The 18910-nt window shown below is 49.6% G+C and carries 23 protein-coding genes, 1 tRNA gene and 1 pseudogene; 17 read left to right on the top strand and 8 right to left on the bottom strand.

Going from position 1 to position 18910, the window contains the following annotated elements; genetic code table 11:
- Positions 1-58 precede the first annotated feature (58 nt).
- Positions 59-134, bottom strand: a tRNA-Val gene (locus JW499_RS09220).
- Between the two features lie 212 nt (positions 135-346).
- Between JW499_RS09220 and syd the strand changes: the two genes are divergently transcribed.
- Together syd and JW499_RS09210 are read left to right on the top strand one after the other, a co-directional pair.
- Complete coding sequence (syd, locus tag JW499_RS09215; RefSeq protein ID WP_205210325.1) at positions 347-934, top strand: SecY-interacting protein; 588 nt, start codon at positions 347-349, stop codon at positions 932-934.
- A gap of 2 nt (positions 935-936) precedes the next feature.
- Positions 937-1509: a YajG family lipoprotein gene (locus JW499_RS09210; protein ID WP_205210324.1), complete on the top strand. Its 573-nt coding sequence runs from the start codon at positions 937-939 to the stop codon at positions 1507-1509.
- A gap of 6 nt (positions 1510-1515) precedes the next feature.
- On the opposite strand, the gene JW499_RS09205 is transcribed toward JW499_RS09210, so the two are convergent.
- Positions 1516-2184, bottom strand: coding sequence for a DNA-3-methyladenine glycosylase I (locus JW499_RS09205; protein WP_205210323.1), 669 nt, complete (start codon positions 2182-2184; stop codon positions 1516-1518).
- A gap of 3 nt (positions 2185-2187) precedes the next feature.
- Positions 2188-2598, bottom strand: coding sequence for a peptide-methionine (R)-S-oxide reductase MsrB (gene msrB / locus JW499_RS09200; protein ID WP_205210322.1), 411 nt, complete (start codon positions 2596-2598; stop codon positions 2188-2190).
- 164 nt (positions 2599-2762) lie between these two features.
- On the opposite strand from msrB, the gene JW499_RS09195 reads away from it, so the two are divergent.
- The 3 genes from JW499_RS09195 to JW499_RS09185 all read left to right on the top strand — a co-directional run bounded on the left by JW499_RS09195 (position 2763) and on the right by JW499_RS09185 (position 5571).
- On the top strand, positions 2763-3980 hold the full coding sequence (locus tag JW499_RS09195; protein WP_205210321.1) for a pyridoxal phosphate-dependent aminotransferase: 1218 nt from the start codon (positions 2763-2765) through the stop codon (positions 3978-3980).
- A 229-nt stretch (positions 3981-4209) separates the two neighbouring features.
- Positions 4210-4578, top strand: a complete 369-nt coding sequence (locus tag JW499_RS09190) for a hypothetical protein (RefSeq protein ID WP_091355896.1) — start codon at positions 4210-4212, stop codon at positions 4576-4578.
- Between the two features lie 168 nt (positions 4579-4746).
- Positions 4747-5571 carry an HDOD domain-containing protein gene (locus tag JW499_RS09185; protein WP_205210320.1) on the top strand — a complete coding sequence of 275 codons (825 nt, stop codon included), beginning with the start codon at positions 4747-4749 and terminating at the stop codon, positions 5569-5571.
- A 96-nt stretch (positions 5572-5667) separates the two neighbouring features.
- Here JW499_RS09185 and JW499_RS09180 read toward each other — a convergent pair whose 3' ends face one another.
- Together JW499_RS09180 and JW499_RS09175 are read right to left on the bottom strand one after the other, a co-directional pair.
- The gene (locus tag JW499_RS09180) at positions 5668-6144 is read right to left on the bottom strand and encodes a 3'-5' exonuclease family protein (RefSeq protein ID WP_205210319.1); all 477 of its coding nucleotides are present in this window, start codon (positions 6142-6144) and stop codon (positions 5668-5670) included.
- Positions 6145-6186: 42 nt separating this feature from the next.
- Complete coding sequence (locus tag JW499_RS09175; protein ID WP_205210318.1) at positions 6187-7107, bottom strand: class I SAM-dependent methyltransferase; 921 nt, start codon at positions 7105-7107, stop codon at positions 6187-6189.
- Between the two features lie 162 nt (positions 7108-7269).
- On the opposite strand from JW499_RS09175, the gene htpX reads away from it, so the two are divergent.
- From htpX to JW499_RS09160, 3 genes are all read left to right on the top strand, one after another.
- Positions 7270-8154 carry a protease HtpX gene (htpX, locus tag JW499_RS09170; RefSeq protein WP_205210317.1) on the top strand — a complete coding sequence of 295 codons (885 nt, stop codon included), beginning with the start codon at positions 7270-7272 and terminating at the stop codon, positions 8152-8154.
- Between the two features lie 342 nt (positions 8155-8496).
- The gene (locus tag JW499_RS09165) at positions 8497-8682 is read left to right on the top strand and encodes a PA3496 family putative envelope integrity protein (RefSeq protein WP_091355909.1); all 186 of its coding nucleotides are present in this window, start codon (positions 8497-8499) and stop codon (positions 8680-8682) included.
- A 198-nt stretch (positions 8683-8880) separates the two neighbouring features.
- Positions 8881-9075 (top strand): PA3496 family putative envelope integrity protein, encoded by a 195-nt coding sequence (locus JW499_RS09160; RefSeq protein ID WP_205210316.1) that lies wholly within the window; start codon positions 8881-8883, stop codon positions 9073-9075.
- A 29-nt stretch (positions 9076-9104) separates the two neighbouring features.
- Here the strand turns inward: JW499_RS09160 and JW499_RS09155 are convergent, their stop codons facing one another.
- Entirely contained in the window at positions 9105-11360 is a 2256-nt protein-coding gene (locus tag JW499_RS09155) for a YgiQ family radical SAM protein (RefSeq protein ID WP_205210315.1), read from the bottom strand.
- 180 nt (positions 11361-11540) lie between these two features.
- Here JW499_RS09155 and JW499_RS09150 point away from each other — a divergent pair, with 180 nt between their 5' ends.
- The 3 genes from JW499_RS09150 to JW499_RS09140 all read left to right on the top strand — a co-directional run bounded on the left by JW499_RS09150 (position 11541) and on the right by JW499_RS09140 (position 13312).
- Positions 11541-11744 (top strand): oxidoreductase-like domain-containing protein, encoded by a 204-nt coding sequence (locus JW499_RS09150; protein ID WP_205210314.1) that lies wholly within the window; start codon positions 11541-11543, stop codon positions 11742-11744.
- Between the two features lie 19 nt (positions 11745-11763).
- The gene (locus tag JW499_RS09145) at positions 11764-12252 is read left to right on the top strand and encodes a thioesterase family protein (protein WP_205210313.1); all 489 of its coding nucleotides are present in this window, start codon (positions 11764-11766) and stop codon (positions 12250-12252) included.
- A gap of 88 nt (positions 12253-12340) precedes the next feature.
- Positions 12341-13312 carry a hypothetical protein gene (locus JW499_RS09140; RefSeq protein ID WP_205210312.1) on the top strand — a complete coding sequence of 324 codons (972 nt, stop codon included), beginning with the start codon at positions 12341-12343 and terminating at the stop codon, positions 13310-13312.
- 236 nt (positions 13313-13548) lie between these two features.
- On the opposite strand, the gene JW499_RS09135 is transcribed toward JW499_RS09140, so the two are convergent.
- Positions 13549-13719, bottom strand: coding sequence for a hypothetical protein (locus JW499_RS09135; protein WP_205210311.1), 171 nt, complete (start codon positions 13717-13719; stop codon positions 13549-13551).
- A gap of 387 nt (positions 13720-14106) precedes the next feature.
- On the opposite strand from JW499_RS09135, the gene JW499_RS09130 reads away from it, so the two are divergent.
- Positions 14107-14913 carry a ferritin-like domain-containing protein gene (locus tag JW499_RS09130; RefSeq protein ID WP_205210310.1) on the top strand — a complete coding sequence of 269 codons (807 nt, stop codon included), beginning with the start codon at positions 14107-14109 and terminating at the stop codon, positions 14911-14913.
- Positions 14914-15207: 294 nt separating this feature from the next.
- Here JW499_RS09130 and JW499_RS09125 read toward each other — a convergent pair whose 3' ends face one another.
- On the bottom strand, positions 15208-15741 hold the full coding sequence (locus tag JW499_RS09125; RefSeq protein WP_205210309.1) for a YaeQ family protein: 534 nt from the start codon (positions 15739-15741) through the stop codon (positions 15208-15210).
- A 79-nt stretch (positions 15742-15820) separates the two neighbouring features.
- On the opposite strand from JW499_RS09125, the gene JW499_RS09120 reads away from it, so the two are divergent.
- The 5 genes and pseudogenes from JW499_RS09120 to JW499_RS09100 all read left to right on the top strand — a co-directional run.
- Positions 15821-16081 (top strand): YkgJ family cysteine cluster protein, encoded by a 261-nt coding sequence (locus JW499_RS09120; RefSeq protein WP_091355932.1) that lies wholly within the window; start codon positions 15821-15823, stop codon positions 16079-16081.
- A gap of 97 nt (positions 16082-16178) precedes the next feature.
- Positions 16179-17246: a nucleoid-associated protein gene (locus JW499_RS09115; RefSeq protein ID WP_205210308.1), complete on the top strand. Its 1068-nt coding sequence runs from the start codon at positions 16179-16181 to the stop codon at positions 17244-17246.
- A 243-nt stretch (positions 17247-17489) separates the two neighbouring features.
- Positions 17490-17798 (top strand): hypothetical protein, encoded by a 309-nt coding sequence (locus JW499_RS09110; protein ID WP_205210307.1) that lies wholly within the window; start codon positions 17490-17492, stop codon positions 17796-17798.
- Between the two features lie 181 nt (positions 17799-17979).
- Entirely contained in the window at positions 17980-18285 is a 306-nt protein-coding gene (locus tag JW499_RS09105; RefSeq protein ID WP_205210306.1) for a hypothetical protein, read from the top strand.
- A gap of 155 nt (positions 18286-18440) precedes the next feature.
- Positions 18441-18851: pseudogene (locus JW499_RS09100) on the top strand (ATP-dependent zinc protease family protein); the annotation flags it as partial.
- Positions 18852-18910 lie beyond the last annotated feature (59 nt).

Here is an 18910-nt window from a genome sequence, read left to right as displayed (position 1 = left end):
CCCCACATATGTACCAGACGGTAATCGAACCAACTAAACTACCGGTTTATATTCGACTTGGTGGGCGTGGAGAGGCTCGAACTCCCGACATTCGCCTTGTAAGGGCGACGCTCTCCCAACTGAGCTACACGCCCTCAAATCGAGAGCCGAATTGTAAGGATTTTGCTTGGCATGTCAAACGTTTATCTTAAAATATTTTCATCATCTATTAACGCCCGCCCCTGCAGGGCAGAAACCATATACCCTGATGTTTTTCACCAACCCGCACTGACTCTGGTACACTCGACACCTATAAAAAGCCTTACCGCGTAACAGGCCTAATATTGCTGTAACGGACCAGACTAAGATGCCCCAGCCTCTGATTGAAAAAATCGATTCATTTGTAGCAGCAGCTATTAATCTGCACCTCCGTCAGACTGGACGGCTACCATTAACAATCTATGACCCTGACTGGCCCTCGGAGTGCCACCAACAGCCCTCAGAGCCAGGCCAGCAAACCCCCTGGAAGCCGGTTCTTCAGTCACAGAGTAACAACAGCTGCCATGATATGTTAGACCGGCTGGAGCAGGCATTGGGCTATAGCATCCATGAAGACCTTCGTCTCTGGTATAGCCGTTATTGGTCTGATCCCCTTCCGGCAACCTCTGAGTGGGGCGACCTTAGCCTGCTGTTTCTCTGGAGTGAAAAAGATAGTGAGCGTCTTCGCGGGAACCTGATAGGCCACTTGCTGACTAAGCAGAAGCAGAAACAACCTGCTACCCTGTTTTTTGCCTGCACCGAACCTGATGGCGAAAAATTTTTATCGATCAATAACCAGACCGGCGAGATCTGGCTGGAACAACCGGGCAAACAACCCATTATGAAACTAGCTGACTCGCTGGAAGCTTTTCTGGAAAAACTAACGCCCAAAACGATCCCCGATATGGAGCAATAACCATGCGCAAAGTAATAATTACGATCTTTACCAGCATATTCCTGCTGTCAGGGTGCAGTACATTCAAGCCCCATCAGGTATCAGTTGAACCCCTACACCCAACGGTAACCGCCCAATCGACTCTGCCTGCTAATCTTCAGATCGAAGTCCAGAGCAAAGATATACGCAACTCAGATGTTATTGGTTACCGCATCAGTCGCTTCAGCGACCGGGCTGAAGTAACTCTCCCCGTCCCGGCCTCTGAAGCACTGAAGCAGGGAGCCCGGGTGGCGATCGTCAAACTGGGGGCCATACCCGCACCATCGGCCGATACCAAACTCACTGTGGAACTGACTCACCTGGAATACAGTGCGACTCAGAGTGCGCTACAGTCCGTGAAGCTGAACGCCACCATTAAAGTAACTGCCGAGAAAAACAGTGAATTTCTGAGCGGAAATTACAGCACGGAGAAAGAGTATCAGTATGCAACCACGCCCTCTCTGGCGGATAACCAGAAAATGGTCAACGAAATCCTGCTGATGACTATCAGCCGGGCATTTAATGATACCAAACTAGTCAACTTCCTGGCCCGCTAAGACCGCTCACCAGCCTACCGTATAGGACAACAGCCGGCTGATCTGCGCCATCGGCCGGCCTGACTCCTGCTGCCACTGATTGAAACAGTCCTGCACTTTTTGCAGATCCCGCTGTGCAGCAGGCGCTTTATCAATAATATCCTGAGCTTTCAGCGCCGCAACAACATCATCAGTCATAATAAAGGTATCTTTTCCAATCTGGCGCAAAAAATAAGCGCCTGACTTCCCTCCCAACTGCTGCCCCTGCTTCTTCAGCAGTTGCCATAACCCGATAATATTGGTCACTGGCCAGTCCGCAATAAAATTAGCAAAGCTGCCATGTTGCGCCGCCAGCTCAGTCACCATCATCGCATTTGTACGCACCGATTTAATCTTTCCCCAGTGTCGGATAATCTGATCATTCTGCATCAGGTTTTCCAACTGGTCATCGCTCATCAAAACAATCTTATCGGGATCAAAACCATAGAAAGCCTGCTCAAACGCAGGCCACTTTGCATCGACCACCGAATGCTTGATTCCCGCACGAAAGACCCGCAGGCAGATTTGCGATAACAACCGGTCATCCCCCATCGCCCTGAGCTCTTCAGCAGATTTCACCTGTGGCAGCAGGGCTTCAACATCCTGGCCAACTTTATGGGCCTCCACATGTTCATAGAGCCATTTAAAAGACTTCACCTGTCAGTCCTCCTCTGAGTGAAAATCGATAGCGACCGAATTGATGCAGTAACGCATACCGGTGGCGGTTGGTCCATCGGGAAACAGATGCCCAAGATGTGCGCCACAGTTGCTGCACACCACCTCAGTGCGGATCATGCCGTGTGAAGTATCCCGGTTTTCGGTAATATTCTCAGCCACCGCAGGGGCATCAAAACTGGGCCAGCCGCATCCGGCATCAAACTTATTATCACTGTTGAATAACTGCTCCCCACAGGCGATACAATGATACTTTCCATCCTTGAAAAACTGATCATACCGGCCCGTTCCAGGCCGTTCTGTACCCTTCTGTCGACAGACATAGAACTGCTCGGGAGTCAGCTGCTCACGCCACTCTGCCTCAGTTTTTTTCACTTTAAATTCATCACCAGCCATAAAAAACTCCAATACAAACACCCTAAACGAAAAGATCAATCTGTCTCTGTGCAACCTCTGTGAAACAGCGTATTATTCCGGCCCTTCGATAAGCTGTTATCACTGTTATTTATTACCTCTTATCGATAATAGAATATTACAGGACACCACTACAGGATTAATCCATGTCCGTTATCAGAAAATCAAATAAACTGATCAACGTCTGCTATGACATCCGTGGTCCCGTCCTTCAGGAAGCCAAACGTCTTGAGGAAGAGGGCCAACGCATTATAAAACTGAATATCGGCAACCCGGCCCCGTTTGGTTTTGATGCACCGGAAGAGATTGTTCAGGACGTTATTTACAACCTGCCTTCAGCACAGGGCTATTGTGATTCCAAAGGGCTGTTTTCCGCCCGCAAAGCGGTGATGCAGGAGTGCCAGAAGAACGGTATCCGTAATGTCGCCATTGAAGATATTTATCTGGGCAACGGCGTCAGCGAACTGATTGTTATGGCGACGCAGGGACTGCTGAACGATAACGATGAGCTATTAATCCCAGCCCCCGACTATCCACTCTGGACCGCCGCAGCCAGCCTCGCTGGCGGTAACCCGGTCCATTACCTCTGCAATGAAGAGAAAGGATGGACTCCGGACATTGATGATATCCGCAGCAAAATCACCGAACGCACCAAGGGGATTGTGGTTATTAACCCGAACAACCCCACCGGCGCTGTTTACCCGGAAGCGGTTTTGCGCCAGATTATTGCGCTGGCAGAAGAGTTTGGTCTGATCGTTTTTGCGGACGAGATCTACGATAAGATAACTTACAACGGCGCCCGGCATATCCCGATGGCTTCGCTGAGCGACGATATTCTCTGCATCACCTTTAACGGATTATCCAAGGCTTACCGGGCCGCTGGCTTTCGCTCTGGCTGGATGGTACTGACCGGCCCTAAGCATCACGCCCGAGATTATATTGAAGGCCTGGAGATGCTGGCCAGTATGCGCCTCTGTGCTAACGTGCCAGCCCAGCATGCGATCCAGACAGCACTGGGGGGATACCAGAGCATTAACGAACTGACAGTGCCCGGCGGACGCCTGCACGATCAGTGTCAGCTTGCCTGGCAGAAGCTCAACGACATTCCTGGCGTCTCCTGCGTCAAACCTCAGGGGGCGCTCTACCTGTTTGCCAGACTTGACCCGGAGATCTATCCGATTAAGAACGATGAAAAGCTGGCACTGGATCTGCTGCAGCAGCAGAAGGTACTGATTGTTCAGGGCAGTGGTTTTAATGTCCCGGACACCCAGCACTTCCGCCTGGTATTCCTGCCACGGGAGGATGAACTCTGCGAAGCCATAGATCGTATTGCGATGTTTCTGAAAAACTACTCACAGGAATAACCCTTTTCTAAAGCGATCTGATGATCGCTTTTTTTATTTCTGAATCAGGCTCTATACTTAGTCATCTTTCTGTTATAAAACAGACATATAATCTGGCGGCGTTGCAGCTTTCCAGTGCGAAGGAAGATCTGAATAGGTTTAATTGATTCTGTGTTGATACTGAACAGCCAGAGACGCAAGAGAACTGGTCGCATCCTCCTTAACAATAACTCACTCTCGCGGAATCAGTATGTTTATTAAGATCAAGAAAAATTGCGGTATCTACATGGAACACAACGGCATGGAAAAAAACCATATCATGCCAGTCACCAGTAACTTTCTGATCAATCTGGGTCATGCAGCTGAGATCTCTTTCTACACCATCAAAGAGACCAAGACCCGCTTCGATCTTGAAAACCACCAGATCACCGTGCCGCCGCACACCCGTGTTATTCACCTGCAGATGGCTTACCGCTATTCCAGCACAAAAGAGAAGATCGGCGATGCCAAAGGCAGCGTTGTTGAACGCAACTTTTACAAGTTCTACTTCAAGCCCGAAGAGATGGGACAGTACGAAGAGCTTCGCTCTCATATCGAAAAACACGTACTCAACCTCTGATCCCACCAACTGATCCGGTAGCAGGAAAAATTCTACCGGATCGGTACCTCCCATAGTGAGGTCCATTGTTATTGCAAAATGACAACTTCAGCCTGATTCTGAAAGCATTGTTACTCAGTTCGTCAAATAACAGAATTGCTGTTACCCCGAACTCAAGAGGATGAGGCCATGGAAGTCAGTGAGCTATTACAACAAACCCATAAACTGCCAAATGTTCCCGATGTCGTACGCGAACTAATTCTGCAACTCAACAACCCAAAAGCCGATTACGGCGTGATCGCGGAAAAAGTGATCCATGATCAGACACTGTCGCTGAAGCTTCTGCGCCTGGTTAACTCTGCACACTTTGGCCTGAGTCGGAAAGTAACCTCAATCCATGAAGCTATCATCATGCTGGGCATGGCGCAGCTGAAAACGATGGTGATTGCCTCTGGTTTTGCCGGTTCAGTCAAACAGGTTGAAGGTCTTGATCTCAAACAGTTCTGGGCTGAATCCTTTCAGGTTGCGGCACTGGCTAAATGGCTGGCAGAAAAGAGCACGGCGGTGGATCCCGATACTGCGTTTACCGTGGGTCTGATCCATAATATTGGCAGATTGCTACTACACCTGACCAAACCAAAGCTCGCCGAAGCAATACAGAAACTGGTTGATGAAACCGACTGCGACCGCTCTGAAGCGGAGAGAGTCAGGCTGAACTTCACCACAGCAGAAGCCGGCGAAGCACTGTTGCGCTACTGGCAGTTCCCCGCCAGCCTGGGCGAAGCGGTGCGTTACCACAAACAGCCTTTCGACGCCGATCCCCCTACCCCTTTGAGTGCGATTGTGAATATCGCCTGCTATATCAACACCTGCATGCGTAAAAAGCTAACCACCGAAGAGGTGATTGCGATGTTCCCCGCCGCAGAAGCCGAGCTGGCGGGATTACCCCCGCATAGCGCATCAATATCAGAAGACGCGATGCAGTTGCAATCGGGCCTTGAGGTGCTGATATAAGGAACAGGGATAGAACGGTAGCCAGTGTTTCAGGCACACAAAAAAGGCAATCCAATGATTGCCTTTTAACAAGCGATTTAGTTGACGACAGAAACGTTATTCCTGGAACCGCACACTGTAAACAGCTTGTAATATATGATCGACATCACTCATCGCCCGGTGCTGGCGCAACTGCGCCTTACTGATAAACTGATACTGAATCAACTCTTCAGGGCTGAGCAACTCTCGTAACCCCACTAAGCGAAACGCCATTTTCTGTCCCGCAGCAACAAACAGACGCTTAAGCCAGAAATAATCAAATTCCCAGGCATCACTAATAACTTCACACCCCTGCAATGCATCATTCAGTCGGTTGCAGGCCGCTTCAGCACTCACCCCTTGCTGACGCAGCTCAGTACGACAGAGGCTATGTATCTCTTCGGCAAACTCATCCCAGAAGGTCCAGCCAGGAACTGAATCAGGGTTGATCAAAAAACTATCGCTCTCATCAGCAGTACTTTTCCAGGCGACTTCAATAGGATAGGAGTCCGGCCCCAGGCCACTCGCCTCCAGATCCAGGCAGATCAGATTCATAACATTCCCGCTTCAAACACACTTTACTTGCAGACTGTTCGGTCAGCCTTTTTTAAATAACAAAACCTTCAGCGATTGCTCTGGATCCCTATCCGGAAAATCATCCGGATTTGCAATACGTTCACAAAAACTAAATTCAGGACAACAATCCTTAACCAGCTGCATAAGGAAGTCACTACCCAATTGAGGGTAGTTAAGACACAGCAACACTTCGCCTTTATCAGCAGTCAGATCAGGCAGACGCTTCAGTACTTTTCGATAATCATCGGTGGCAACAAAACTCCCTCGCTGGAAACTTGGGGGATCAATAATCACCAGATTGTATGGTCCCTCTCGCCTGAGCTTACCCCAGGAACGAAACAGGTCGTGGCCTAAAAACCTCACCCGCTCCACAGACAGCTGATTAAGACGATGATTTTGTCGTCCGCTACTGAGTGCGCCACGACTCATATCCAGGTTAACAACGCCTTCGGCTCCACCAGCCATAGCCACAACCGAGAAACCGCAGGTATAGGAAAACAGATTCAGTACCCGCTTGCCCTGACTGTTTTGCTTAACCCAGCGACGCCCCTCTCGCATATCCAGAAACAGACCACTGTTCTGGTTTTTTAATGGCTGCACAACATACTTCAGCCCCAGCTCAGTCACCATCAAACGCTGATCCAGCGCCTCATCCCCGGTATTCCACAGTACCTCGATACTATTTTCCCGTCGATAGCGGTGCTGCACCACCAGCGCATCGGGTTTAAAGGGACTTTGTAACTGTTGAAAATAGCGATTCAGCGCCTCAATCAACTCAACCGGGTGCTCGCTGAATAAGCGGATTATCGCGACCGGAGGCAGCAGATCGATGACCAGTTGCTCATATCCGGGGTAACAGCGACCCCGGCCATGAAACAGCCGCCTGACCTCTCCCGCAGACAGATCGAGCTGCGTTGAGATAGAATCAAAAATTGCCTGCATCCGAGATCCGCCGAGGTACATTTTACGTAAAAAGTCGCGATTATAGAGACGCACTGACGACAGGGCCAGTTATTTATCCCCCCCAATCAGCAAAGTGGTTGAAACTATTTCCCTTCGCCTATATCTATATCATCAACTTAATTAATAAGAGCTAACTGAATCATGATGCGAATCGGTCTTTTCCTGTTAACCAACATTGCAGTCATAGCACTTGCCAGCGTGACCCTCAGCCTGTTTGGTGTGGGGTCAATGCTACAGGCAAACGGCGTCAATCTTGATCTGGGCAATCTGCTGATCTTCTGCGCCGTGTTTGGTTTTGCGGGCTCTTTTGTATCGCTGTTTTTATCTAAGTTTATGGCAAAAAACAGCACCGGAACTGAAGTGATCACTCAGGCACGCAGTGCTGATGAACAGTGGCTGCTGGACACCGTTAAAGAGCTGGCCGATCAGGCCGGTATTGGCATGCCGGAAGTCGGTATCTTCCCAGCCCAACAGGCCAACGCTTTCGCCACCGGCTGGAATAAAAACGATGCCCTGGTTGCCGTCAGTCTGGGATTGCTGCAGCGCTTTCGCCGGGAGGAGATCAGGGCCGTTCTGGCACACGAGATAGGCCATGTTGCCAATGGCGATATGGTCACCCTGACCCTGATTCAGGGCGTCGTCAATACTTTCGTAATGTTCTTTGCGCGCATCATCGGTCATTTTGTCGACCGGGCAATCCTGAAAAATGAACAGGGTCACGGCATTGGCTATTTCATTACAACGATTGTCGCTGAAATAGTGCTGGGCATCCTGGCCTCAACCATTGTTGCCTGGTTCAGCCGTCGAAGAGAATACCGGGCGGATGAGATGGGAGCACAGCTGGCCAGCCCACATGCCATGATCGGAGCTCTGCAACGCCTGAAAGCCGAATATAATGTGCCTGATCAGATGCCGGAAACGCTCACTGCATTTGGTATCAGCAGTCATCTTAAAGGCGGCCTGATGGCGTTACTGGCAACCCACCCACCCCTGGATGACCGTATTGCCGCCCTGCAAAAGCGCTAACCCGTTCAGGCTAAAAACCACCTGCCATACGCCCCACACGGGGCGTTTTTTTTGTCATATCACAACCACCACCTACTCCCCCTTGCTGCGCCCCGGACATCCTGCCAGCTCAAATGAGTCTTTAGCATTCTTTATGCCTTTTACCATCTTTTCTTTCTTCAAAAATATTCATATAAACAATCGTTTGGTGTATAAAAATTCATTTTACGCCTGCGAATCTTGTCCCATAATCTGGTTAGACGCGAACCTGCAGGGCAGGCGGGTTTGATCATGTAATTAATCAGTATTGGCTAATTTTGATAAGCACTATCTAAAGCCAACTTGCATGTGAAGAGCGGAGCCATGACAGAGAAAGAAAAACAAGACACAGAACTTCTCGATCTAGCAGATGACTGGGAAGATGATGAGATTGAGATCGATGCTAAAGAGAAAAAGTATTGCTGTGATGCTGAGAAAAGAAGACGTATAGAGCTACTCATGGAACAACGCAGACTCGAACGCGAACTACGTGAATTCTACGACGACTAAGGGCAGCATCCGCTGCCCTTTTCAGTTTCTCTGTTGCGACACCAGCCCCCATTCACATCGCCTCGATAATCGCCAGCGGCAAACACATGCCCGTATGTAATATCCCTGTTAACAAAGCTTAATAGAGACGTCACGCTATCGTCACCCTTAAAGGTTTTTATTTACCCATCATAAAAAACGCAACCCGGGTAACTATCGATGAGTAGCAAAATCCGTCTGGACGACCTGTCAACCGAAGCTCTTGATGAGATGGACAACGATTTTTTTAAAAACCCTGAACCAGAACGACAAAAAAAGGGCGGACGTCGAAACCGTAAACGTCAGATGATAGAAGACTATATGGAGGAACGTTCCCTGAAGCGCCGCATCACGGAGTCTTACGAACTGTTCTGAACTAAGTTCCACCCAGCCCGCAGCAACAATCAGTGTTGCTGCTTTTTAACGCTGCTTTGCCCTGCCCCTTTACGTTTTTTAGCCGGGCGTGAAGCAGCGCTTTTTTTACCTCTCACTGCGGCTCTTACAGCTGCCCGTGGGCGGTCAGCAGATTTGACCGCCCCTCTGCCATTCTCCCGGCGTTTAGGCTCCTCAGCGGGCGCCACCAGTTGTCCAGGCCGGGTTCCGATGAGATCTTCCCGTCCCATCTCCTTCAGCTTAACCCGCAGTGCAGGCCAGTTCTCAGGGTCATGGTAGCGCAGCAGCGTTTTATGAGCCTTGCGCTGATCTTTGTCCCGGGGGATATAAAGGGGTTCGCTTTTATAAGTCACCTGTTTCAGAGGGTTTTTCTCTGAGTGGTACATCGCTGTCGCCAGGGACATAGGTGACGGATAAAAATTCTGTACCTGATCCACCTTAACGTCATTCTGTTTCAGCCACAGAGACAGATTGAGCATATCTTCATCCTCACAGCCCGGGTGAGCGGCGATAAAATAGGGGATCAGATATTGCTTCTTGCCCGCTTCCTGAGAGAAGCGGTCAAACATCTTTTTAAAGTCGTAGTAGGTATCCATACCCGGCTTCATCATCTTACTGAGGGTATTTTGCTCACTGTGTTCCGGAGCAATTTTCAGATAACCGCCGACGTGGTAGGTCACCAGCTCACGCACATATTCCGGGTCTTTAACCGCCAGGTCATAGCGCAGGCCGGAAGCGATCGCGACATTGTGAATCCCCTCCATTTTCCGGGCTTTGCGATACAGCTCGGTGGTCCGGCTATGGTCGGTATCCAGGTTTTTACAGATGGTAGGATAGACGCAGGAGAGTTTCCTGCAGTTTGACTGAATCTCATCATCGTTACAATTAAGGAAATACATATTGGAGGTCGGCCCCCCCAGATCAGAAATAGATCCGGTAAAGCCAGGTACCTTATCCCGTATCTCTGCTATCTCATTCAAAATCGATTCATGGGATCGGCTCTGGATAATCCGTCCTTCATGCTCGGTGATCGAACAGAAGGTACAGCCGCCAAAACAGCCGCGCATAATATTGATTGAGAAGCGGATCATATCGTAAGCAGGGATCTTCTGTTTACCATAGCGGGGATGCGGCACCCGCTGATAGGGCAAACCGAATACCCCATCCATCTCCGGTGTTTCAAGAGGGATGGGCGGCGGATTCACCCAGATCTCACGATTACCATGCTTCTGCATCAGCGCCCGGGCATTATGCGGATTGGATTCCTGATGTAACACCCGGGATGCATGCGCGTACAATGCAGAGTCCTTAGCGACCTTATCAAACGATGGCAGACGGATATAGGTTGTTTCCGGCTGGAGTTTCTCTTTACGTTTAAGGGGCATAGGGATGATGCGAATGGGTGTCGCCTCATCACGCGTCTGATCACTGTTAGCAGCTACAGAACTATCCGCCCCGCACCGCTTTGTCGTGGGATCCAGCAGCTTATCGACGCCACTCTGATCATTTCCGAAATCGTACGGGTTTGGCAGTTTGTCGATATTTCCGGGCCAGTCTATGCGGGTTGAATCCAGTTCAACAAAGCCTGCCGGTGGCTTCTGGCGGATATGTACCGTACCCCGCAGATCCCAAAGGTCATCAACACTTTTGCCGGCAGCAAGCCCATGACTGAGTTCAACAATCGCCCGCTCCGCATTGCCGTAAAGCAGAATATCGGCGGTCGCATCCAGCAATACCGACCGACGGACTTTGTTGCTCCAGTAATCATACTGCGCAATGCGGCGTAAACTGGCTTCAATCCCGCCCAGCACCACCGGCACATCACTCCAGGCCTCTTTACAGCGCTGGCTATAGACAATAACCGCCCGGTCTGGCCGGCTGCCACCTTTACCACCCGCGGTATACGCATCGTCATGGCGTAGCCGCAGATCGGCGGTATAGCGGTTGATCATCGAATCCATATTGCCGGCTGTCACACCAAAATAGAGATTAGGCTTACCCAGCGCCATAAAATCATCCGCGCTGCGCCAGTCAGGCTGAGCGATAATACCTACTCTGAATCCCTGCGCCTCAAGCAGACGCCCCATAACCGCCATACCGAAACTGGGGTGGTCAACATAGGCGTCACCGGTCACGATAATAATGTCACAGCTATCCCAGCCGAGTTGCTCCATCTCCTGACGACTGGTCGGCAAAAAGGGCGCGACGCCGAAGCATTCAGCCCAGTAGCGGGGGTAGGAGAACAGGCCTGGAGCGGTTTTTTTCATGGAGATATCAGCGAGACAACTTAAAATCGGGGACACATTGTCGCAGAAAGCACCGCTGACATATAGTATAAAAGTTGCGCCCTGCCTATTATGCCCTACCCATATCGGATGGGCGTAGAGGGATAATCATAGTAAAATAGTCAGGAATAAACGAAAGCGAACAGAAAAGCATTGACCCATATGAAGCAAGAAAACGCCTCCCAGCCCGTTACCGTTATGACCCGGGAGAAACCAACGCCACCTGCCGACTTCGAATGTTGTGAAAGCGAATGCTCTCCCTGTGTCTGGGACACTTATTATGAGGAGCTGAATATCTGGAAAGCCGAACAGAAAGCCCTCAAAGAGGCGGCCCAACATCACAGTGAAACAGAACAGAGCCAATAGCACACAGGAAGCTGAACTGATGACGCCAAAAGCACCGATTATTTACCGCACCCGGATCAAACCAGAGTGGCTTGATTACAACAATCATATGAATGTTGCCTATTACGTTCTGATTTTCGATCTGGCGGGCGTAGAGTTGGTGAGTCAGTTGGGGTTAAGTGAAGCGGTCACTGAACAAACCGGAATATCCTGGATGGTGTTGGAGAACCACATTACCTACAACAACGAAGTTATACTGGATCAGCCTGTTGAGATCCGCTGCCAGCTGATCGATCACGACAGCAAGCGCCTGCACCTCTACTTTGAGATGTACGCCCATACCGATATGGGGGTTGAATACCTCGCGGCAACTCTGGAGCAGATGGCCATGTGTGTTGATCTGAACAGCCGTAGTAGCTGTGAGTTTCCTGCGGGAGTGACCGAACAGATAGATGCAATAGCACAGCTGCAGGCGGATCTGCCCAAACCCGCCAATATCGGCCGTAAAATCGGAATCCGGCGCCGCTAATCCCCTGTCACTACCACCCGCCGGGCCAGCTTCCTCTTACCCCGCTGGCAAAATAGCGCTAAGCTACGCCATTTGGAATGGAGACAGCGTGGATATTGAGACCCTGGAGAGAGCCGCTCAGCGCGGCATTATCTCCCACAAACAACTGCAGGAACTGATCGCGTTCAGTGCCGCGCAGGATAACGACGAACCCACAAGCGAAGAACAACTGCGCTTTATCCGTAACTTCGGCGATATTTTCATCACCTTAGGCGTTCTGTTTGTCGCCTTTTCTATCGCTGCACTGCATCTCAGTCAGATCCAGTGGCTGCTTCCCGCAGCGCTGTTTCTGGGTGCTGCTGAGTGGCTGGTACGGGTTCGCAGGCTGGCGCTGCCAGGTATCGCCATTCTCATATCGACACTCTACTTTCTGAGCAAAGCACTTGGGGTCTCGCAGTTTGAAACCGCAACCCTGCAGTTTCTGACGCTCAGCGTTTGCTCGCTGCTATTCTACCTGCGTTACCGTATGCCATTCAGCCTGTTACCTGTGGCGACGGGACTGGTGGCTGCCACGGTCAGCAGTGTCGGCATCGATATGTTCAGACACCAGCTACTCTTCACGGCGATGGGCCTGATCGTTTTCCTGGTGGCAATGAGCTTTGATGCACAGGATCGCAAACGACAACGGCGCGCCAGTGATTGCGGATTCTGGCTTCACCTGCTGGCATCCCCACTGATTGTCCACGGCATGATGACCACCCTGTTATTCAGCCATGCAGGGGTGCTTGATGCAGGCAGCAACCGCGAAATTGCACTATTACTGTTTTTCATTCTGTTTCTGCTGACCGCCCTGTTTGTTGACCGCCGGGCAATGCTGGTCTCCAGCCTTTCTTATGCGATCTATGCAATCTTCAAGGTTGTCAGCAGTAATATTCTCGACAGCAACAACCTGCCACTGGTGATCTTTATTGGCTTTGGTGTGTTTATTGTCCTGTTCGGCACCTACTGGTACAAACTGAGGCGCCTGCTATTCCGCCCGCTGCGGGGTAGCTGGCCTGCCCGCTTTGTGCCCGAGATATGAAACCGGAAACAGAGAACTGAGCTAAGTCAAATGGTTAGCTCAGATACCTTCGATGGTATCTGAGTAGTCAGATAACAGGGGTCTTAACATCTGCAATATGTATCACAGCTGAATCAGACTGACATTTATGCTGAAAAATCATCCACTGACACACCCCCTCTGTTCAGCTTAGGTAAGGGTTTATTGCACTAATATTTAACCGTAAAAGAGGTGATATTATGAGCAATTTAAAAACGTTACCCGTATTGATGCTCTCGCTGACTCTGTTTGGTCTGCCCCTCAGCAGTTCTGCTGATAGCCGGGTCACTATCCATAGCGGGATCACAATCGACAGCGGTAATCTGCGACTCTATATCGGTGACCAGCATCTCAGCACTTATCGTTATAATGACCGCCACCACAGACATTCGGATTACCGGTCTGGCTATCACCGGCCGGGTTATAACAGGTCTGAGCGGTTCGGTGCAGGATCACATTTGAGATCATATTCAACCATTGTGATCCCGGGACGCTACTCTCATTCTTACGTTGTTGAACCCGGTCACAGATATCATTCTGACAGACATTCACACCAGCACAGAAAAATCTACCGTCATCATGACAACCGCAGGTTCCACCATCGACGATCATACGGAGACTGGTAACACGGTAACTCAGCTATCGCAACTCAGTTTGCAAACCCGGGCTACCGGTTGCGTTCAGGATACAGATCATAAAAAAACGCTTTGCCCTCCACTGCCGGGCCTGCAAAAGGTACAATGACTGCCGTTTTCATCAGCCCGGCGGTAATTTAAGTGCAGAACTTATACAAGCACACAAAACAAGCGTTCCTCACAGCAGATCCTGATCTGAAGATCGAACTGACACGGCAAACCGTCAGCCGCTGGAATGCCGGTGAACTGGAGTGGCGCGAAGGCGATGAACCAGAGCAACTGAATCAGCCCGGTCAGCCGGATAAACCGGAAATAGTCGCTCCTTCTGAAGTCAACAAACGTAAGTTTGGTAAAGAGGAGGGGCGCGCAGCGCTGATCCACGCCCTCGCCCACATTGAGCTGACTGCGGTTAATCTGGCGTTGGATTCGGTCTACCGTTACCGGGGAATGCCCGAAGCGTTTTACGCAGACTGGATGCAGTGTGCTGGCGAGGAAGCCAACCATTTTATCGCGCTGCGTGGTCGTCTGAGAGAGATGGGTTATGACTACGGCAGTTTTAAAGCCCATGGTGAACTCTGGAGCATGGCGGTCGACACCGCCGATGATATGCTCGAAAGGATGGGGATCGTTCACCGGGTATTTGAAGCCCGCGCCCTGGATGTAGTGCCAAAAACCATTCAAAGGTTTGACCAGTTAGGCGATAAAAAAATGGTTGATATCCTCACCATGATTGCCAACGAAGAGGTCGGCCATGTCAGTTCCGGCACCCGCTGGTATCATCACCAATGCCAACAACGTCAACTGGATCCGGATAAAACCTTTATCGATCTACTGTGGAAATATATGAAGGGGCCGTTAAAAGGTCCTTTCAATCACGAAGTAAGAATAAAAGCAGGCTTCTCAGCGCAAGAGATGAAGATGATTGAAAGCATGGGTAAAACCGGCTAAAACAGATCTGTTTACCCAATTTTAAGTAAATGATGGTGGAATATCCTGAAAATCATAATCAATTTAGTGATTATTTAATCCTCCTACCATTACCCAGTTTGAGTATTTTCTCAAACTCCTTTGATCTGGATAAATTGCACCACGATTAAAACAGTATACACTGAACTATATCCGGGCCCCTCTATATACCGACGCTAGGTTCTTTCCAGCAGAGCCTGACCCTTGCAGGTGGGCCCGGACCCTCCCCTCTTTCAGATCAAGACTGTCACCGAAAATATATTTAAATTCAAACCGTTAGCTTAAAGAACTGACCCTCAAACTCAGATGATTGATATTATCACTGAGAAACAACTCCCCATCGCTGATGGTCAGTGAAAGCTGCATACTCCGGCTGACAAAATCATCAAGCCGGGTAACGTCACTATCATGAAAACGCCAGGCCTGAACCTTGGGCAACTCATTAATCTGCCGCCCCTGTTTGTCCCACCAGATATCCACCTCCCTGCCGTAGGCATACAGCGAGATTTTAGGTGCACGGCTTACCGCTTTTCGTAACCGTTCGGGTGATGCCTGCCCCAACTCTATCCAGTGCTCAACCATTCCGTCAGGCCCCACCTGCCAGAGTTCCGGCTCATCAGTGCTGGACAACCCCCGGGTAAAACTCAGATCCGGGTGATAATTAATGCCATAGACCAGCAGGCGCACCATCATCCGTTGTAATGTTTCTGAGGGATGCTGTGCCAGGGTCAGATGGCAGGTTTCATAGCAGTGGCGGTCCGTATTACTTAACTGGAGTTCAACTTTATAGATGGTTGGCTTAAGCGCCATAGGATTTAACCTTTTCGTGGGGCATTTATTGGCTCTGATGCGCTATTATAGCGGTTTACTCACAGGATAATATCGCTATATGAAATGTCGTTCAGGCTGTGGCGCCTGCTGTATCGCCCCCCAGATCAGCACTCCGATTCCGAATATGCCCAATGGCAAACCAGCGGGGGTTCCCTGTGTCAATCTGGATAAATCTTTTAACTGCACCATCTGGAACAGCACTGACTACCCATCGCTGTGCCGGGCATTTCAAGCGGCTGAAGAGCACTGCGGTGACAACAGGCAAGAGGCACTGATCACGCTTATCCAAATGGAGAGGGAAACCGCACCGGATATTTGACCACAACGGCCAATAGGCTACACTAGCCCACCTCTGAAATAAGCCCGGACTGACTCCTGAGTTTACTGTTACATTAATATCATCGGAAACTGCTGCTATGGATCTTAAATTTCTCGCTATCCGTGAACTGATAAAAGAAGTCGACGACAGCGTAGCGACCATCAGTGACAAGGGTGGTGCTATAAACGTAAATGATCCAATGGCACAACAACTATTCAATGCACTGGTATCAGCCTATGGACGTCGTGCAGCACTGACCCATGGTTCTTTTAATGATGAAAACAGTGAAGGTTACCCCTTTATCTCAGGATTCAAAAAATTTATCGACAGTACTCCGGATGAAACGAGTTTTCTGAACCTCTGCGATCAGGCCCTGGCCCAGCTGGCAGCGTCACTGCAGCAGCCCTCCGCCCGTGCGGCAACAGGCGGCTATGTGATCTTCATCTACTATTCATCAGATGTATTTGATTATCTGCTGATCGGTTTGGTTGGCGATAAAACCGGTGTTGCCTTTGATCAGGAACTCAACCCAACCAAAGTGATCGAAGTTGATCTGGAAAAACTGCATCAGGCCGCCAAGATCAACATCACTACCTATAAGGAGGGCAGCGACAGCTATCTGAGTTTTATTGGCTCGCGGCGAAAAGGCGATATTACTCACTATTTTTCCAACGCCCTGGGGTGCACCGATGTCGTGCCCTCGAAGAAATCCACTTCTGACCTGATCAAGGCAAGCGAAGATTTCTGCCGCCATTATCAGTTGCAGGAAAAACAGGAAGAGATTGTTGAGGATGTCGTCAGTTACCTTTCCCGTCAACGCGATGATAAACAGTCCGCCTACCTGCCTGATGTTGAAAAAATCTTTGACAGCCACATGCCTCCTGAACAGGCACAACAGGCCAGCGGCAGCTTCAGCAAATTCGCTAATTCCGAAAACTATCAGGTCAGTCAGGAGTTTCAGCCCCATACCAGCACCATCAATGCCTATACTCAGGTAAAAGCAAAGATGGACAACTGGCAACTGGATTTTTCCCGGCGCTCTCTTGGGACGCTGAACAGTAACAGTGAAATTGAGTTTGACCCAAACAGCAACTCGATACGGATAAACCGGCTGTCAACTAAGGTGATAGAGCAACTGAAACAGGCACTCGGTCTGGATGACTAGCCTGGGCCTCCGCTCTGATGACCAGATTATTCCCTCTGCTGTTACCCTCCCCATCAATAATAACGGCAGTCCCTTGAACGGTCACGCCCCTTTATTCTTCCTGTCACCAAACAGTCATCTCAGGCTGCTAATCTGCATCCGATAAATATTTTTTTGTGCGCCGCACAAAAGACTTGACGGTGTTACTTTTTCAACTAAAATAGTTTCCATTGTGCACCGCATCATAACCTAACGGAGACTACGATGATCAACACAACTTTTGATTTCAAAAAGCCTTTCGAATCTGCTCAGACTCTGATGGGTCTGCAAACCTCTACACTGACTAAAACCGTTGAACTGCAGAAGAAGTCCGCTGAAGAGCTGGCTGCTTTCTTCAAAGGTGAAGCTGAGAAAGCTAAAGAACTGAAAACTCCAGAAGAGTTTCTGAAGTTCAACGTTGAATCTAACAAAGCTCTGTACGAGCTGCTGAAGACTCAGGGCGAAGCATTCAGCGCTCTGGCTAAAGAGTCTGGCGAAGAGACAATGGCTGAAATCAAGAAACTGGCTAGTTAATAGCGAATCGCCTCTGAGAAACCCGGTAGTGAACGCTACCGGGTTTTTTTATATCCGGGCAAAACAGAGGCCAGCCATTGCATGCTTTTGTGCACTGCACAAAAAAAGATTTGACTTCCCTGCTGAGATCCCTACAATAGACTTCATTGTGCACTGCAACATAATTTACTGGAGAACCACCATGACTAACACAATCGACTTCACCAAATCATTCGAATCTGTAAAATCTCTGATGGAGATGCAGGCTGCGACTATCACTAAGTCTGTTGAGCTGCAGAAAAAAGCTGGCGAAGACCTGGCTGCTTTCTTCAAGACTGAAGCTGAGAAAGCTAAAGAACTGAAAACCCCTGAAGACGTTGTTAAATTCAACGTTGAAGCTAACACAACTCTGTTCGAGCTGCTGAAAGCACAAGGCGAAGCATTCACTGAGCTGGCTAAATCAGCAAGTGAAGAAGCGATGGCTGAAGTATCTAAATTAACTAAGTAAATTTCACTTAGTTCCCTTTAAAGCCCTGCTGATGCAGGGCTTTTTTTTGCATCTAAAATCCCTCTTTCTGACTTCACCCAGTCATATAAAAGTAGTACATTTGCGGGCCAATTCAGTAATGGAAGGTGACCCCCTTCCCCTATCAGGCTTTGCAGATGAACCTTAACGAAATGATTGTTGTCGGCAGTGAAGAGTGGTGTGCGTTCCCCAGTCTTAGCATCCCGGCTATTAAAGCCCGTGTTGACTCTGGTGCTAAAACCTCTTCGGTACATGCGGTGAACATCCAGCCATTTAAGCGGGACGGCAACCCCTGGGTTTCCTTTGATATGCACCCTTTGCAAAAAAATCTGAAGGTCACTGTCAGATGTGAAGCGAAGGTGATTGACCGCCGAACAGTGAAAAGCTCAAGTGGAGATGCAGAGAAGCGTTATGTCATTCGCGTTCCCCTGAAACTCGGTGGCGATATCTGGGAAATTGAGCTGACACTGACCAACCGGGACAGTATGGGCTACCGGATGCTGCTTGGCAGGGAAGCGATGGAGGGTATTCTCGTCAATCCCTCTTCCAGTTTCTGTCAGGGTAATCTGACCATCGAAGAAGCGAAAAGAATCTACGATGTCACAGA

Origin of the sequence: Amphritea pacifica, assembly GCF_016924145.1 — a bacterium.
GTDB lineage: Bacteria > Pseudomonadota > Gammaproteobacteria > Pseudomonadales > Balneatricaceae > Amphritea > Amphritea pacifica.
The sequence above is the reverse complement of the archived record's forward strand: the minus strand, read 5'-3'. Positions and strand labels throughout refer to the sequence as shown.

Coding starts and splice junctions, on each gene's coding strand:
- syd (WP_205210325.1), top strand. CDS start 347: ATGCCCCAGCCTCTGATTGAAAAAATCGATTCATTTGTAGCAGCAGCT.
- JW499_RS09210 (WP_205210324.1), top strand. CDS start 937: ATGCGCAAAGTAATAATTACGATCTTTACCAGCATATTCCTGCTGTCA.
- msrB (WP_205210322.1), bottom strand. CDS start 2,598: ATGGCTGGTGATGAATTTAAAGTGAAAAAAACTGAGGCAGAGTGGCGT.
- JW499_RS09195 (WP_205210321.1), top strand. CDS start 2,763: ATGTCCGTTATCAGAAAATCAAATAAACTGATCAACGTCTGCTATGAC.
- JW499_RS09190 (WP_091355896.1), top strand. CDS start 4,210: ATGTTTATTAAGATCAAGAAAAATTGCGGTATCTACATGGAACACAAC.
- JW499_RS09185 (WP_205210320.1), top strand. CDS start 4,747: ATGGAAGTCAGTGAGCTATTACAACAAACCCATAAACTGCCAAATGTT.
- JW499_RS09180 (WP_205210319.1), bottom strand. CDS start 6,144: ATGAATCTGATCTGCCTGGATCTGGAGGCGAGTGGCCTGGGGCCGGAC.
- JW499_RS09175 (WP_205210318.1), bottom strand. CDS start 7,107: ATGCAGGCAATTTTTGATTCTATCTCAACGCAGCTCGATCTGTCTGCG.
- htpX (WP_205210317.1), top strand. CDS start 7,270: ATGATGCGAATCGGTCTTTTCCTGTTAACCAACATTGCAGTCATAGCA.
- JW499_RS09165 (WP_091355909.1), top strand. CDS start 8,497: ATGACAGAGAAAGAAAAACAAGACACAGAACTTCTCGATCTAGCAGAT.
- JW499_RS09160 (WP_205210316.1), top strand. CDS start 8,881: ATGAGTAGCAAAATCCGTCTGGACGACCTGTCAACCGAAGCTCTTGAT.
- JW499_RS09155 (WP_205210315.1), bottom strand. CDS start 11,360: ATGAAAAAAACCGCTCCAGGCCTGTTCTCCTACCCCCGCTACTGGGCT.
- JW499_RS09150 (WP_205210314.1), top strand. CDS start 11,541: ATGAAGCAAGAAAACGCCTCCCAGCCCGTTACCGTTATGACCCGGGAG.
- JW499_RS09145 (WP_205210313.1), top strand. CDS start 11,764: ATGACGCCAAAAGCACCGATTATTTACCGCACCCGGATCAAACCAGAG.
- JW499_RS09135 (WP_205210311.1), bottom strand. CDS start 13,719: ATGTCTGTGGTGGCGGTCATTATAACGATAAGTGCTGAGATGCTGGTC.
- JW499_RS09125 (WP_205210309.1), bottom strand. CDS start 15,741: ATGGCGCTTAAGCCAACCATCTATAAAGTTGAACTCCAGTTAAGTAAT.
- JW499_RS09120 (WP_091355932.1), top strand. CDS start 15,821: ATGAAATGTCGTTCAGGCTGTGGCGCCTGCTGTATCGCCCCCCAGATC.
- JW499_RS09115 (WP_205210308.1), top strand. CDS start 16,179: ATGGATCTTAAATTTCTCGCTATCCGTGAACTGATAAAAGAAGTCGAC.
- JW499_RS09110 (WP_205210307.1), top strand. CDS start 17,490: ATGATCAACACAACTTTTGATTTCAAAAAGCCTTTCGAATCTGCTCAG.
- JW499_RS09105 (WP_205210306.1), top strand. CDS start 17,980: ATGACTAACACAATCGACTTCACCAAATCATTCGAATCTGTAAAATCT.